The organism is Pontiella sp., from assembly GCF_041622395.1.
Taxonomy (GTDB): Bacteria; Verrucomicrobiota; Kiritimatiellia; order Kiritimatiellales; family Pontiellaceae; genus Pontiella.
The window spans coordinates 20681-36114 of the sequence record NZ_JBFJYW010000002.1; the positions used below are offsets into that span (position 1 = coordinate 20681).

General features: G+C 61.7%; 8 protein-coding genes. 7 read left to right on the top strand and 1 reads right to left on the bottom strand.

Annotation, left to right across the window (positions count from 1 at the left end; genetic code table 11):
- Window positions 1–118: 118 nt before the first annotated feature.
- Window positions 119–1861, top strand: coding sequence for a sulfatase-like hydrolase/transferase (locus tag ABYO54_RS00310; RefSeq protein ID WP_372805769.1), 1743 nt, complete (start codon window positions 119–121; stop codon window positions 1859–1861).
- Window positions 1862–1971: 110 nt separating this feature from the next.
- On the opposite strand, the gene ABYO54_RS00315 is transcribed toward ABYO54_RS00310, so the two are convergent.
- Window positions 1972–5316, bottom strand: a complete 3345-nt coding sequence (locus ABYO54_RS00315) for a sulfatase-like hydrolase/transferase (protein ID WP_372805771.1) — start codon at window positions 5314–5316, stop codon at window positions 1972–1974.
- A gap of 300 nt (window positions 5317–5616) precedes the next feature.
- Here ABYO54_RS00315 and ABYO54_RS00320 point away from each other — a divergent pair, with 300 nt between their 5' ends.
- The 6 genes from ABYO54_RS00320 to ABYO54_RS00345 all read left to right on the top strand — a co-directional run.
- Window positions 5617–8718: a hypothetical protein gene (locus ABYO54_RS00320; protein ID WP_372805772.1), complete on the top strand. Its 3102-nt coding sequence runs from the start codon at window positions 5617–5619 to the stop codon at window positions 8716–8718.
- Between the two features lie 101 nt (window positions 8719–8819).
- Window positions 8820–11279 carry a glycosyl hydrolase family 95 catalytic domain-containing protein gene (locus ABYO54_RS00325; RefSeq protein WP_372805773.1) on the top strand — a complete coding sequence of 820 codons (2460 nt, stop codon included), beginning with the start codon at window positions 8820–8822 and terminating at the stop codon, window positions 11277–11279.
- A 110-nt stretch (window positions 11280–11389) separates the two neighbouring features.
- Window positions 11390–12556, top strand: coding sequence for an aldo/keto reductase family protein (locus tag ABYO54_RS00330; protein ID WP_372805775.1), 1167 nt, complete (start codon window positions 11390–11392; stop codon window positions 12554–12556).
- A 3-nt stretch (window positions 12557–12559) separates the two neighbouring features.
- Window positions 12560–12979, top strand: a complete 420-nt coding sequence (rbsD, locus tag ABYO54_RS00335; RefSeq protein ID WP_372805777.1) for a D-ribose pyranase — start codon at window positions 12560–12562, stop codon at window positions 12977–12979.
- A gap of 8 nt (window positions 12980–12987) precedes the next feature.
- Window positions 12988–14013: a zinc-binding dehydrogenase gene (locus tag ABYO54_RS00340; protein ID WP_372805779.1), complete on the top strand. Its 1026-nt coding sequence runs from the start codon at window positions 12988–12990 to the stop codon at window positions 14011–14013.
- A gap of 168 nt (window positions 14014–14181) precedes the next feature.
- On the top strand, window positions 14182–15434 hold a 1253-nt coding region (locus ABYO54_RS00345), incomplete at its 3' end, for a sodium:solute symporter family transporter (protein WP_372805781.1).

Here is a 15434-nt window from a genome sequence, read left to right on the forward strand (position 1 = left end):
TCCGGTTCGGTTTTGATCTTCCACCCGACATGGCGTATGTATGAAACATCATCAATCCAACGGACGGCGGGGCAACCTGCTCGGAACTGAAAAACAAAACAAGCCAACGGAACCAACCATGAAAAAAACGACAACCGCAGCCGCGCTGGGCTGCTTGCTTTCGCTCTCCGCGCTAGCGGAGACAACCGCCGTCAACTCACCGGCCCCCACCACCCCCAACGTGCTGTTCATTGCCATGGACGATCTCAACAACTGGATCGGCTGCATGGGCGGGCATCCGCAAACCATCACGCCCAACCTGGACCGGCTGGCCAAAAGCGGCGTAATGTTCTCCAACGCGCATTGCGCCGCCCCCGCGTGCAATCCCTCGCGTTCGGCCATCATGACCGGGCTTTCGCCGCATCACTCCGGACTCTACGAAAACGGCCAGAAGATGCGGGAGGTCATGCCCGACAACACCCTGCTCTCGCAGTATTTCCGGGACCATGGCTATTGGGCGAGCGGATCGGGCAAGATCCTGCACTACTTCATCGACGCGCACTCGTGGGATGAATACTACCCGAAGAAGGAAGACGAGAATCCCTTCCCGCGCACCCTCTATCCCGAAACGCGCCCGCTCAGCCTGCCGCGCGGCGGCCCGTGGCAATACGTCGAAACCGACTGGGGCCCGCTCGACGCGACCGAAGAGGAATACGGCGGCGACTGGCTCGTAACGAAATATATCGGCGAACAGCTGGGCAAAGAGCACGACAAACCCTTCTTTCTGGCCTGCGGCATCTACCGCCCGCACGAACCGTGGTTCGTACCCGCGAAATATTTCGAACCCTTCCCGCTCGAGGAGATCCAACTGCCGCCGGGCTATCTCGAAAACGACCTCGACGACCTGCCGCCCGCCGGCCAGCGCATGGGACCCAACCGCTATTTCGCCCACATCCAGGAACAGGGACAATGGAAACAGGGCATCCAGGGCTATCTCGCCTCCATCCACTTCGCCGACGCCATGCTCGGCCGCGTGCTCGACGCGCTCGAAAACGGCCCCAACAAAAACAACACCATCGTGGTCCTTTGGAGCGACCACGGCTGGCACCTCGGCGAAAAAGAGCATTGGCAAAAATATACCGCCTGGCGCGCCACCACCCACATTCCGTTGATGGTCCGCGTACCCGACGGCATTTCGCCCGCCCTGCCCCAAGGCACCACGGCGGGCAGCGTCTGCGACCAACCCGTCAGCCTCATCAGCCTATACCCCACCCTCGTCGAACTCGCCGGACTGCCCGCCAAGGCCGACAACAGCGGCCCGAGCCTGCTGCCGTTGCTTAAAGACGCCGAAGCCGACTGGGACCACGTGGCCATCACCTACCTCAGCCGTCCCGGCTCCATCGGCATCAGCGGCACGGATTGGCGCTACATCCACTACGCCAACGGCGACGAGGAGCTCTACAACGTCGAAAACGATCCCTACGAATGGAAGAACCTGGCCACGCTCCCCGAATACGCGGAAAAACTCGCCAAGTTCCGCACCCGGGTTCCGGCGGAATTCGCGCCGCTGGTCAAAGCCAAGATCACCTCCCTCTACAAAATTCCGTGGGTCGCCGCCTCCGAAAAGCCCGTCCCGGCCTCGAAGCCGGACGGCGGCCGCTTCAACGTGCATTTCATCAACCGGCGCGAAAATCCGGTCCAGCTCTTCTGGATGGACCAGGAAGGCAAACCCGTCGCCCGCGGCACCATTGAGGCGGGAAAAGTCCTCGCTCAGCTCACGAGCCCCGGCGAAACGTGGCAAATCGCCGCGCACAACGGAACGCCCCTGGGCCATTTCGTGGTCAGAGACCGCGAGTCCCAGGCAGTCATCCCCGCCGATTAGTCCGAGGAAATAACGAAACAAATGCCTTCGGCGTTGCGGGGCGGAAAGGCGGCCCCGCTCGCCAAGAACTTGAAACACCGAAGACATGTCCTTCGGAGTTCTTCGGTTCATTATTCCTCTTCGACGACGTAGAAGGCGCTGCCGTTGGCGGAAACGGGAAGGCTCAGCGAGTTGGTCGGGGCCGTCGAAACGATGCCCGCTTGCTCGATGGGCCAGTTGCAGACCGGGGTCGAAAGCGAGTCGCTCGACCGCAGACGATAGGTTTGCCCCGCCAGGCTGTTCCATTTCAGGTTCAGCCCGTCGTCGCCGGCAACCGCCATGCGGATTTCCGGAATCCGGTAAAAGCGGGATGCGGGGATGGTTTCCTTGGCCAGCGAAGGGCCCGCCCAACTCAAATCGAGCTCGTGCGCAGCGGCCCGGCCGTGGCGATAATACAGCCGGAACGGATGAAGCCCGGCCTCCATGGCCACCGTGCCGGATTGCTCCGAGCCATCGTGGTTGTAGTCGTCGTCGATCACGTGGGCGTCGTGGATGAACAGGTTCGCCCCGCTGTCGGACGTCACATAGAAGGTGTATTCGCCCGCCGCAGGCACATCGACGTATCCGTAGAACAGCAGGCCGACATGGTCGTCGCGCGAGCGCACGGAAAGATCGATGGAATCCGCCCGGCCCTCCGCCACCGCCGCCATATCGCGGAACTCGGGCACGTAGGACCAGATGCCCTCGTGGCAGGAATACCACACCCCGGACTCCAGCTCCCGCGAAGCGTTCGGCACCTCTTCGGCGTCGTAGGGGCGCGCCGCGCTCGAAAGCGCGCGGCGGGTCTGCAGGCCGATGGCCTGCATCCGGGCCTCGAGCGCCGGCATGGAGGCGGCGAGGTCGGTCCCCTCGCCCAAGTCGGTGGTGACATCGTAGATGCGGAACGGCTCGGCCGCGTCGGCGATATCCATGCGGATGCCCATGTAGTTGCCGATGCGGACGGCCTGCTGCTGCCCGCGGGTTTCGCCGCGATGGTTCGGGAACTCGTCCCAATCGGAAACCGTGTTGCCGCTGGTGTATCCCTTGAACTCGAAATAGAGATAGCCCTTGTCCCGCTGCACGCCTTCGCCCGTGAGCGTCGGCAGCAACGAGACGCCGTCGCACCACGAAGGCGCGGCGATCCCGGCCATTTCGGCGAACGTCGGCATCCAGTCATAGGTCGCCATGGGATAATCGATTTTGTAGATGTTGTTCTCGTCGCCGGTGGCGCCGGTGAGGCCGCCGGGCCAGCGCACGATGGCCGGGACCCGCAGCCCGCCTTCGAGAATATCCTGCTTGGTGCCCTCGAAACCCGCGTACGATTCGAAATAGCGCGGGTCGCGCGACGAGCCGTCGGGGCCGTTGTCGGTGGTGAAAACGATCAGCGTATTGTCGTCGATGCCCAAATCCACCAGCAGTTGCTGGATGTCGCCGATCGAGTTGTCGATGCGGCGGATCATGCCGACCACCTGGCTGTGGGTGGTGTCCCACTCGGCGCTGTTTTCCGGATGGTTATAGGCGTCGATCACGCCGGTTCCGTCGGCGGTCGAGGCATAGCGGACGTTGCCCGAAGCGTCGGTCTGCATCGACCACTGGATGCCGCCGGCCAAGCCGCCGCCGGCCGGGTAGGCCACGGTGGGCCGCTGGTTGTTGAAGTGCGGCGCGTCGTAGGCGAGGTAGAGGAAAAACGGCTGGTTGTCGCCGTCGGTCGCTTCGCGGATGATGGCGTCCTTGGCATAGGCGGTCCAGGCATCGGTCGTGTAGAGATCCGAAGAGGCGTTGGTGACCTGCAGATAATCGTGGTAGATATGCGCCGACTTGCTGCTGGTTCCGTTGCGCGGATAGTTCTCGTGCGCGTCGGTATGGAACAGGTAGCCGAAATATTCGTCGAACCCGCGATGAAGCGGATGGCCTTCGAGGTTCCGCGATCCGGTCTGGCTCAGGTCGTAGGCCCATTCGCCCCCGGCCACGCCGTTTTTCCCGAGGTGGATCGTGTGGTAGCCCGCGCTTTGGAGCATGCGCCCGATCGTATGGTTGTCCGGCAACGCGCTGTCGAACTGGAGATTGCGGATATCGGCATGCCCCTGGTGGCGCCCCTGCAACAGGGAGGCGCGCGACGGCACGCAAATGGGCGCGGCGACATAGTGGTGGGTCAGCATCGCCCCTTCGGCCGCAAGCGAATCCAGCACCGGGGTATCGAATTTATAGGTGCCGGAGCGCTGATCCTGCCAAAAGCAGCCCAGATCGCCATAGCCCTGGTCGTCCGTGAAGAAAAAGATAATGTTCGGACGGTCGAGCGATTCGTCCGGATCGAGCGGGGAAAGCCCCCGTTCGACTTCCAGTCCGTCCGGCGTACCGTCGCCGTCGGTATCGCGGTTGTAGCGGTCCGTCCCATACCGCGTCAGTTCGTCGCGGTCGGGCAAACCGTCGCGGTCGGAATCCACCGAGAACGACAGCGGGGCAACGGACGCGTATTTCTCGAACACGTCGCCACTGCCGTCGTCGGCCACGGTCATGCGCAGCGTGTAGGTCGTGGCGTTCGAAACCGTACCGACCGTCAAGCTGCCGGCATCCAGCGCGGCCTGCCCGTTGGCCGTTGCGGTGTAGGTTGCAATCGTGCCGGAGCCGTCGCCGATCTCCAGCCGCCCGGCACCGCGCGTTTTCCACGCCACCACGACGTTGGTCTGGGCCACGAAGGTTGCGGGCGTCGCCGTAAACGATCCGGCATATGCCAGGGTGCCCGCCACCACGTCCGCGATTTCGGCGGCGTCCAGCGCGTGGTCGAACAGCATCACCTCATCGATCATCCCCTTGAAATCGCGATTTTTATCGTGGAGCCCGTCCCCGATGCACATCCACTTCGTTTCCGTGGCGATCTCCCCGGAGCCCTCGAAATGGCCCACATAGGCGCCGTCCACATAATATTGGCAATCGCCCAGCGTGGCGTTGTCGAACGGCACCACCACCGCAATGTGGTGCCAAGTGCCGTCGGCGACCGGCGTCGAGGTGCCAAACCCGCTGTTATGAATCTCTAGCCGGAGGTTGTTTCCCGTCATGCGGATGTCGAAACGGCTGCCCGCTCCGTTGCTGTAACCCAACGTGACCATCGACGCACTGGAATCGCCATTATCATCCGCCGTCGCCTTCATCCAGAATGCAACGGTCCGTTGGTCCGAGCTCCACTCGAACGTGTCGCCGGAGACCGCACCGTCGGCGCCATTGCTGTCCGAATCGGGCGACCCCGCCAAAGCCAGCGCACCGTCGCCGAACACGCGGTCGGCCGTGGAAACGGAGGCGGCCGCCCCGAGCGTGGCGTCGGCCCCGACGGCGGCCGTGCCGCCGGAATCAAACGGATAATAGGCAATCAGCTCGGCCTGGGCGACCGGAGCGCACGCAAAAATCGAATATAGAAAGGCCGCAAGCCTTGAAAATTTCATTGGTCGAACCTCGTTGCATGGGCCTCGCGCCCATGGATTTCGTCCCGAAACGGCCAACCGCAGGGCAACCGCCGCTTTCTCCCAGGACTTTGGCGTCCATGTGTAGGCGATAAAGCCGTGGCTGTCTAGCTACCCGTTCGGGTGGGATGCAATGCTACGCCGCCGGTTTTCGCGCCCGCCGTCTGCGAAACGTCTTAATATTCTACACAGGCATGCCAAAATTCTACAAGACGCCGGGATTGCGCCGTTGCTAACCTGCGTGCATTAGAATTATCGACTCGAATTCCAAGGACGATCAATATGGCTCACATACGAAACAACAAAAAGATCAAGAACATGCCCGCCCAAGCGGCGTGCCTGCTGGGAACCGCCGCCATGCTGGGCGCGCTGCATTGCCCGGCCTCGACCGCCGAAACCCCGGCCCCCACCGTCTTTCCGGGGGCGGACGAAAATACGCCGTCGCTTTCGCAATATTTTTCGTGGATCAACAACACCAACGAGGGCAGCGACGAGAAGCAGACGCTGATCAACCTCGATTTCTTCAAGTGGCTGCACGATGAATACGGCATGAAGCTCGACATCTATGCATTCGACGCGGGGGCCATCGACGGCCCGAACTATTACGGCAGCACCGAATCCACCAAGTTCAAGAAGCAGTTCCCCAACGGGTTCCAGCCGATCTACGAAAAGGCGAAGTCGTTCGACTGCCGCCTGGGCGTCTGGCTGGGTCCGGACGGATTCGGCGACACGCCGGAAGAGGAACAGGCCCGGACCGACATGCTGGTCGGGCTCTGCCGCGACTATGAGTTCCAGCTCTTCAAGATGGACGCGGTCTGCACGCAGCTGCGCACGGAAAAGCAGGGTGCCCTGGCGCGCCTGATGACCGAATGCCGCAAATACAGCCCCGACCTGATCCTGCTGAACCACCGCCTCAACCTCGGCGATGCGTTGCCCCACGCAACCACCTTCCTCTGGGGCGGCGCCGAAACCTACATCGACGTCCACATGGCCAACTGGAGAACGACGGGCACGCACAACCGCATCCAGGCGCTCTCGCGCGGGTTGGTTCCGGATTTGAAGCGCCTGACCGAAGACCACGGCGTCTGCATCTCCTCGTGCATCGACTTTTGGGACGACGACCTGATCCTGCAGGCCTTCAACCGCGGCCTGATCCTCGCGCCGGAAATCTATGCCAACCCCTGGTTCCTGCGCGACGACGAGTTTCCGAAACTGGCGCGCATCTACAACCTGCATCGCCGCTACCGCGACATTCTCACCAAGGGCCTCGTGTTGCCGGACGAGCAATACGGCCCCTACGCCGTCTCGCGCGGCGACGAATCCACCCGCTTCATCACCCTGCGCAACCTGACGTGGGAACCCGTCACCTACATGATCCAGCTGGACGACTCCATTGGGCTGGAAAAGGGCAAGCGCGTCAACCTGCACCAATTCCACCCCACCGAAAAGTTCCTGACCCAGATGGACTGGGGACGCACCGTCGAAGTGGAGGTCCTGCCCTTCCGCAGCTGCCTGCTGATGGCCACCACCGATAAGGTTCAAGAACTCGTGGTCCGCAACGTCGATTACGAAGTGGTCCGCGACACCCCGGACAAAGACGTCATCATCGACGTCATGGGCTATCCCGGCACCGAAGCGAAAATCGCGATCCCGAAATATCAGGGGAAAACCTTCTCCGCGGCCACGCTCGACGGCAAACCCGTGAACCAGCTGGTGGAAAAAGGCTATCCGGTCAACGTCGCCTTCCCCGGCAAAAAGATCGAAGGCCAATGGCACCGCAAGATCGGCGAACTCGAAGCCTGCGCCATGCCCGCCGACGCGGAGGCCCTCTACGAAGCCACCATCTTCGCGGCCGACAACGAAGCGCACGAGCTCCGTTCGCTGCGCCGCTCCGGCCCGACCCAAATCCCGCAAGTGCAGGCCGCACGGGACGAGTTTACGACCCAACGCTACGTTCACGAACGCGGCATCGACCCGGCCTACCTGTTCGATAACGATCTCGACACCGTCTACAAGTTCACCCCCTGCTTCCGCTTGTCGAACAAGAACAACGTCCGCCTCGACTTCGGCGCACCGATTGACATCGAGAAGGTGCTCTTCATCCTGCCGCTCTTCCAGCAAGTGAAGGAAAACTTCACGGCGGAAGTCTCGAGCGACCTGAAGACGTGGAAGCCGGCGCGCATGGTGAAGAACGGCCACGAGATCAACTTCATCGTACCGCCCGGCGAAAAGGTCCGCTATTTCCGCACCGACTTTGTGCCCCGGGAAGTGGTCGAGATCGAAGGGTATGCGCAGAAGCAGTTGCTGCCGCGCGATGCCTGGCGCGTCTCCTACCTCTACGACCGCGTCGCCAACCGTCCGCCACAGAAAGCGTTCGGCCTGAAGTTCACGCTGGATGAATATGTCGAGGGCAGCTATCTCTGCGTGGCCCTCGAAGGCAAGCACGGCAAGGAAGGCGCCTACGCCGCGCTGCGCGTCGGCGCTGGCTATGCGGGCGCACCGACCCGCGCCCCGTCCTATCCGATCAACGCCTGGGAATATCCGTCGACCGTCCGCGACAGCCACAACACCTACTATATCCCGGTCACCAAAGAGATGATCGGCAAGCCGCTGGAGGCCGTGGTACTGGCGTTCGACCAAGAGAACCTGAACTTCAAACCCGCCGTGTGGATTACGGCCAACCCCATGCCGATGGTGAAAAAACGATTGATTCTCACGCGTCCGGCCGCAACCGCGTCCTCGCCGGCCCCCGCGTATTTCGACCCGGTTGTGAAAAACATCGAAGGGTGGAACGTCTATGTGGAGCCGGAGTTGCTGGAGTCCGACGAAGGGGCCGAGGAACTGGGAATGCTGGCCAACCATCTCCAGCGGATTGAAATCCTGCTGCCGCCGGAGCAGCTCGAAAAGATGAAGACGCTGGACATCTGGGTGGAATCCAACCACCCGCTGGCCACGATGCAGTATCATCCGAGCGTGCGGTGGCTGGAGTCGAAGGGCTACGATCCGCGCCTCGCCAACAAGGTCCACATTCCGCGGGCGAAACACCTGGTCTCGCGCGACTACATGCTCTCGCAGCCGGCCGTCATCCTCCATGAGCTCGCGCATGCCTACCACAACAACTATCTGGATCAAGGATTCGACAATCCGGACGTCGTCAAGGCCTACGACGATGCCATGGCGACGCACACTTACGAAAAGGTGCAATACTACACGGGCCGCGATGTCCGCGCCTACGCGGCGACCAACCACAAGGAATTTTTCGCCGAAGCCACCGAGGCCTATCTCTACCGCAACGATTTCTACCCCTTCGTTGCGGCGGAACTCAAACAACACGACCCCGAGACGTACGATCTCATGACCAAAACCTGGGGTCCGTTGCGATAATCTAAATAAACAGAACATGGAATATCGATCGCGAAGACGCAACGGCACGAAGACAACGTAGTCTGCCTTGCGTCTTTCCGGTCGTCTAAAAGGAATCGAATATGAGAACAGAGAAACTAGCCGTCGCATCCGCCGCGCTGGCCCTTGCTGCCGGGGCCTCCGCCATCGTCAAACCGCTACCGGTCCCGGAACGCGGGTTCATCAGCTCCAAGCCGGGCGAGACCTGGGAGCAGGGCCTGCTGTCCGGCAACGGAACCGTTGGTCTCAACGTCTTCGGCCAACCGCTCGACGAAACCGCGATCCTGACCCACGAGCGCATGTTTATCCCGCTGGGCAAACCCCACATGCCGCCGGACAACGGCAATCGCCTGTTCGAAATCCGCAACCTGATCGACCGCGGCCTCTACCGGCAGGCGACCGAACTGGCGCTCGAGCTTTCCGGCCAGGAAGGATTCCTCTACCACGACCATTTCGTCCCGACCTTCGACCTCAAAATCAAGATGGATGCCAAAGGCGAAGCGAAAGACTATATGCGCAGCGTCGACTTCCAGACGGGAGTGGCCACCGTCCAGTGGTCGGACGACAACGGCACCTACGAGCGCCGATCGTTCGTTTCGCGCGCCGACGGCCTGGCCGTCATGCAGATCGAAGGCTCCGCAAAAGGTAGCGTCGGTTGCCGCCTGAAAATGAAGGTGCGCGACCCGCATCCGGAGCTGATCGGCGGCGGCAATAGCCCGCAGAAGCCGCGCTCGGACAACATGTACAAGTTTTACGTCGAAAAGACCACCTTCGCGGCGGAAGCCGACGCGCTGACGGTTCGCCAGACGTTCAACCACTCCTACCCCGGCAGCATCCATGCCATGGAAGGCATCGTGCAAGTCGTCAACGACGGCGGCACGGTCACGAAGGACGGCGACGAGCTGGTCGTCAAGGGCGCCGATCGCGTGCTGCTTTTGATCGACGTTGAAATGCTCTACGACCCGGCCCACACGGCCATGGGCACCTTCAAGGAAGCGCTGGCCGCCCTGCCGAAAAGCTACGACGCCCTGCTCGCCAAGCATGCCCCGCTGCACAACAAGATCTTCTCGCGCATGAAGCTCGATCTCGGCGGCGACGAACACGGCCTCACCACGGAAGAGCTGTTGGAAAAGACCTCCTTCGAATCGCTCAACCGCACGCTGATCGAAAAGGAATTCGATGCGGCACGCTACAACATTCTCTCGAGCACGGGCGAACTGCCGCCGAACCTGCAGGGCCTCTGGGCCGGAACCTATGTTCCCGACTGGGCCAGCGACTACACGCATAACGGCAACGTTCCCTCCGCCATCGCCAGCATGCTGATGGGCAACATGCCGGAACTGATGCTGGCCTACACCTCCTACATCGAGTCGTTGATCCCCTACCTCGAAATCAACGCCAAGCACATCTTCGGCGCGCGCGGCATCATCCTGCCTTCGCGCTCGACCACCACGGGCTACAACAACGCGATCGCCGAAAAATTCGCGGGCGGATTCTGGGTGGCGGGCGCCGCCTGGGCCTCGCACTTCTTCTACGACTACTACCTCTACACCGGCGACGAGCAATTCCTGGTCGAGCATGCCCTGCCCTTCATGGAAAAGGCGGCCCTCTTCTTCGAGGACTACCTCTACGAAGACAAGGACGGAACGTTCGTCTTCAACCCCACCCAGTCGCCGGAAAACACCCCGGCCAACTCCGACTCGCAGGGTTCCTTCAACGCCACGATGGATGTCGCCGCCGCCAAGGAGTTGCTGAACAACCTGATCGCCGTCAGCCGGCAACTCGACGTGAACCAGGATAAGATTCCGCTGTGGGAATCCATGCTGGCCAAGATGCCGGAATACATGTTCGCCGAAGACGGCCAGGTGAAGGAATGGCTCACGCCCAAACTCGACAACCACGACGCGCATCGCCACTCGTCGCAGCTCTATGCGCTCTACGACGGCATGCCGCAGGAAATCGCCGACCGCCCGGACGTGCAGGACGCCTTCAAGAAGAGCATCGAATACAAGCTGGAGAAACATTGGCGCAACAACCAGCGCGGCTTCATGTCGTTCGGCCTCGTGCAGCTCGGCCAGGTGGCCACCAGCCTCGAAAACAGCGAACTCGCCTACGAGTGTCTCACCCACCTGGTGAACCGCTTCTGGCTGGCCAACATGGCCAGCATGCACAACGCCAAGGCGCTGCTCAACATGGACATCAGCGGCGGCCAGCCCGCCGTCATCATCAAAATGCTGATGGCCTCCGAGCCGGGCAAACTCAAACTGCTGCCCGCCCTGCCGAAGGAGTGGCCGGTAGGCGCGATCGAGGGCATCCTCTGCCGCGGCCAGATCGAGCTCAAACGCCTCCAGTGGTCGCCGGAAAAAGTGACGGTCGAAATGGTCTCCGGCAAGAAACAGAAGATCGAGCTCGCGCTCCCGACCGAGATCAAGGGCATCGACGTGGTTTCCGGCAAGGCGTCCGTCAAGAAGGGCGAAACCGGCAACTCGCGCAAGGTCACCCTCCCCGCCGGCAAAGCCGTCACCCTCGAAATCACCCTATAAAAACAGTTTTACACCGAAGACCGCAAAGGCCGCCTAGAAAGGAATTTCTCCTTAGCGCACTTTGCGACCTTCGTGTTCAAAGGACTCCCTACGCGGAAAGGATATTCAGTATGACCCAGAAAATTGAACCCGTTTGTTTCGATACAAGCATCGAGCCGATCGATCCGTCGAAGGTGCATCAGGTAAAGCTGGCGAGCGGCCGGATGATGCCGATCGCGGCTTACGGCACATTCCACTCGGACTGGGCGCAGGCCTACATGGAAGAGGCCACGGCGGAAGCCATCCGCCTCGGCTGGCGCCACATCGATACGGCGCGCGCCTACGAAAACGAAGACGTCGTCGGCGAAGCGATCCGCAAATCGATCCAGGCGGGCCACATCGCCTCCGCCGACGAGCTGTTCATTACGGGCAAACTCTGGAACGGCCACATGGCCCCGAAGGACGTCGCGCCCGCGTGCGACGCCACCCTCAAGGCGCTGGGCGTTGACCAGATCGACATGTATCTGAACCACTGGCCGTGGCCGAACGTCCACACGCCGGGCTGCGCGGGCGAACACCGCAACCCCGATGCCGTCCCCTACATCCACGAAGCGTTCCTGGAAACCTGGGCCGAAATCGTGAAGCTGAAAAAAGCGGGCAAGGTGATCGACATCGGCACCTCGAACCACACCGAAGCGTGCATGAAGCTTTTGCTGCGCGACGTGGCCGAAGACGAGCGCCCGGTCTACAACCAGATGGAGATGCATCCGCTGTTCCAGCAGACCGAACTGCGCCGCTACTTCGAATCGGAAGGAATCGTCTGCGGCGGCTACATGTCGCTCGGCTCCCCCAACCGACCGGGCCGCGACACCTTCAAGGAGCACCGCGCCGACATGATGGACCCGACCGTGCAGGCGATTGCCGCCGAGCTGGGCGTTTCCCCGGCCAAGGTGGCGCTGGCCTGGGCGGCGCAACGCGAAAACAAGAGCGGCGGCTTCGTGGCCATGGCCACGCGCTCCGACTGGATCCGCGAAAACCTGAGCGTGGCGGTCGACGACCTGCTCACGCCGGAACAACTGCTGCGCCTCTGCGGCGACGGCACGCCGGAAAAACCCGGCATCGACGCCAACAACCGGTTGATCTGGGGCCAGGTTTTCCTCTGGCCGGAAGCCGACGGCGACTGGCGCATGCTGTGGAACGACAGCCAGGTGTTCGAAACCCGCGAAGGCTACGCCAAGTTCAAGGCTTCGTGGGAAGCCCACCACCAGGTGCAGCTCGAAACCACCTTCCGGGGCTAAGCCATGAAAGAAGTCGGAATGATCAATGGCCAGATCGATGCGGCCCTGACCCGTCAGGGCCACATGGATTTGATGATGGTGGTGGATGCGGGCTTCCCGTGTCCGGACCATGTCGAGCTGATCGACATCGCGCTGGCGGAAGGCGTACCGTCGATCCTCGACGTGCTGGCCGAACTGAAAAAGGTGCACTCGGTCGAAAAGATCGTGGTGGCGCAGGAAACCCGCGACCACAACCCGACCTATTTCGAGCAGGCCACCCAAGCGTTCGGCGAAGGCGTCGAGGTCGAAGTGATTCCGCACGCCGAACTCAAGGAGCGCAGCCACGGGGTGAAAACCATCGTCCGCACGGGCGATTTCACCGCGTGGGGCAACATGATGCTGGTCTCCGGTGCCGGGGACCGCTGGAAGCTTGAAATACAATAAGAGGTGAGATGATGAGACAAGCGATAATGACCCAGCCGGGCCACATTGAATTCAACGAAGTCGCCGAGCCCGTTGCGGGCCCGGGCGAAATCCTGCTGCGCGTCAAGAAGATCGGCGTCTGCGGCTCCGACATCCACGTATGGCACGGCCTGCACCCCTTCACCCCCTACCCGGTCGTACAGGGCCACGAATTCTCCGCCGTGGTCGAAGCCGTCGGCGAAGGCGTCACCAAGGTCAAGCCGGGCATGAAGGCCACCGCCGCGCCGCAGAAGGTGTGCGGCGTCTGCAACCCCTGCAAGCGCGGCGACTACCACATCTGCGACCAGCTCAAGGTGCGCGGCTTCCAGGCCCCGGGCTGCGCGCAGGATCTGTTCGTCGTCCCCGAAGAACGCATTGTCGCCTTCCCCGACTCGCTGAGCTTCGAACAGGGCGCGCTGATCGAGCCCGTCGCCGTCGCGGCCCATTCGACCGGCCGCGCACCGGAACTCGCCGGGAAGAACGTAGTCGTTTTCGGCGCCGGCACCATCGGCAACCTGGTGGCCCAGGCGGCCCGCTGCCGCGGCGCGAAAAAGGTGATGATTACCGACATCAGCGACTTCCGCCTGCAAAAGGCGACCGAGGCGAAGGTCGACGTCGTCTGCAACGTGAAGACGGAAAACTTCGCCGACAAGGCCAAGGCGGCATTTGGCGACGAAGGGTTCTCCGTGGCGTTTGAATGCGCCGGCGTGGAAGCCTCGCTGGACACCGCGGTGCAATGCATCCAGAAGGGCGGCGACATCGTCGTCGTCGGCGTCTACGGCGAAAAGCCACGCGTCGACATGTCGGTCGTGGGCGACCGCGAGCTGAGCCTGATCGGAACGCTGATGTATCGGCAGAACGACTACGAACAGGCGGTCGCGTGGATTGCGAGCGGCGACATGGTCACGGAACCGCTGGTAACCGGACACTTCCCGTTCGAGCAGTACAACGAGGCCTATCATTTCATTGAAAAGCAGTCCGACAGCACGCTGAAGGTCGTCATCGACCTCGATTAGCAGGAGGTTCGACAAAATGATTTAGGACAAAATAATTCGGTGCGGAGAGGCCGGATAAAATCATTTTGTCCCTAATTATTTTGTCGGACACATTCCTGAGGAGCTTATCGGCTACGGAATCGAAACAGAAAAGAAGTTTGAATAGAACCAGGGAGAAGGAGAGAGAACATGCCAGGGGAAGCCGGAATCACATTAATCGATACCATCATCATCATCGCGTATCTCGTCGGCATCGTCGCCGTCGGGATTTTCGCGGGCTACAAGAAAGACACTTCCTCCGAGGATTTCTTCCTGGGCGGGCGCTCGCTGAAGTGGCCGATCATCGGCACCGGGCTGTTCTGCGCGAACATTTCGACGATCCATCTGGTGGGACTGGCGTCGTCCGGCTACCAACATGGATTGGTGGTGGGCAACTTCGAATGGATGGCAGCGTTCTGCCTGATTCTGCTCGGCATGGTTTTCGCGCCGTTCTATTTCCGCAGCAAGATCAGCACGCTGCCGGAATATGTCGAGAAGCGCTATGGTTCGGGCGCGCGCTCGTTCCTCGCGGGCATCTTTATTATGTCGGCGCTGCTGGTGCATATCGGCATCAGCCTGTATGCGGGCGCCAAGGTGCTCGAAGCCTTCTTCGGCATCAACTATATCGTCTCCATCATCGGCATCTCCGTCATCACCGCGATCTATACGATTCTCGGCGGCCTCAAGGCCGTGATGATCACCGATGCCATCCAGGCCGTCCTGTTGCTGGGCGGCGCGGCGCTGCTGACCTGGTTCGGCATCCAGGCGCTGCCGGAAGCGGGCATCGATAGCTGGGCGGCGTTCAAGGCCGCCTGCAAACCCGACCAGCTCAGCATGATCCAGCCGATCATCGCGGAAGGCGCGCCGGGCAAGTTCGGCCTCAACGAATTTTCGTGGTACTCGATCCTCTTCGGCTATCCGGTGCTCGGCATCTGGTATTGGTGCACCGACCAAACCATCGTGCAGAAAATCCTTTCGGCCAAGACCGAGAAAGACGGGCGCGACGGCGCGATTTTCGCGGGCTATCTGAAAATCCTGCCGGTCTTCCTGATGGTGCTTCCGGGCGCGGTCGGCTATGTGCTGTTCAAGGATAAGATCGGCGACGACCCCGACTCCACGCTGATGGTCATGATGACCAACCTGTTGCCCGTCGGCATCCGCGGCCTGATGGCCGCCGGGCTGCTCGCGGCGCTGATGAGCACCATCGAAGCGGCGCTCAACTCCACCGCCACCATGGCGGCCGAAGATATTCTCAAGCGCATCCGGCCCAACACCCCCGACCGCCAGTTGGTCACGATCGGCCGCATCACGGCGGGCGTCGTGGTCGTGCTGGCGATGCTCTGGTCGACGCAGGGCGGCAAGTTCGGCAGCATCTTCGAGGCGATCAACAAAATCCCGATGGC

What these genes read in the sequence shown, in the direction of transcription:
- ABYO54_RS00310 (WP_372805769.1), top strand. Translation starts at nt 119, where the DNA reads ATGAAAAAAACGACAACCGCAGCCGCGCTGGGCTGCTTGCTTTCGCTC.
- ABYO54_RS00315 (WP_372805771.1), bottom strand. Translation starts at nt 5,316, where the DNA reads ATGAAATTTTCAAGGCTTGCGGCCTTTCTATATTCGATTTTTGCGTGC.
- ABYO54_RS00320 (WP_372805772.1), top strand. Translation starts at nt 5,617, where the DNA reads ATGGCTCACATACGAAACAACAAAAAGATCAAGAACATGCCCGCCCAA.
- ABYO54_RS00325 (WP_372805773.1), top strand. Translation starts at nt 8,820, where the DNA reads ATGAGAACAGAGAAACTAGCCGTCGCATCCGCCGCGCTGGCCCTTGCT.
- ABYO54_RS00330 (WP_372805775.1), top strand. Translation starts at nt 11,390, where the DNA reads ATGACCCAGAAAATTGAACCCGTTTGTTTCGATACAAGCATCGAGCCG.
- rbsD (WP_372805777.1), top strand. Translation starts at nt 12,560, where the DNA reads ATGAAAGAAGTCGGAATGATCAATGGCCAGATCGATGCGGCCCTGACC.
- ABYO54_RS00340 (WP_372805779.1), top strand. Translation starts at nt 12,988, where the DNA reads ATGATGAGACAAGCGATAATGACCCAGCCGGGCCACATTGAATTCAAC.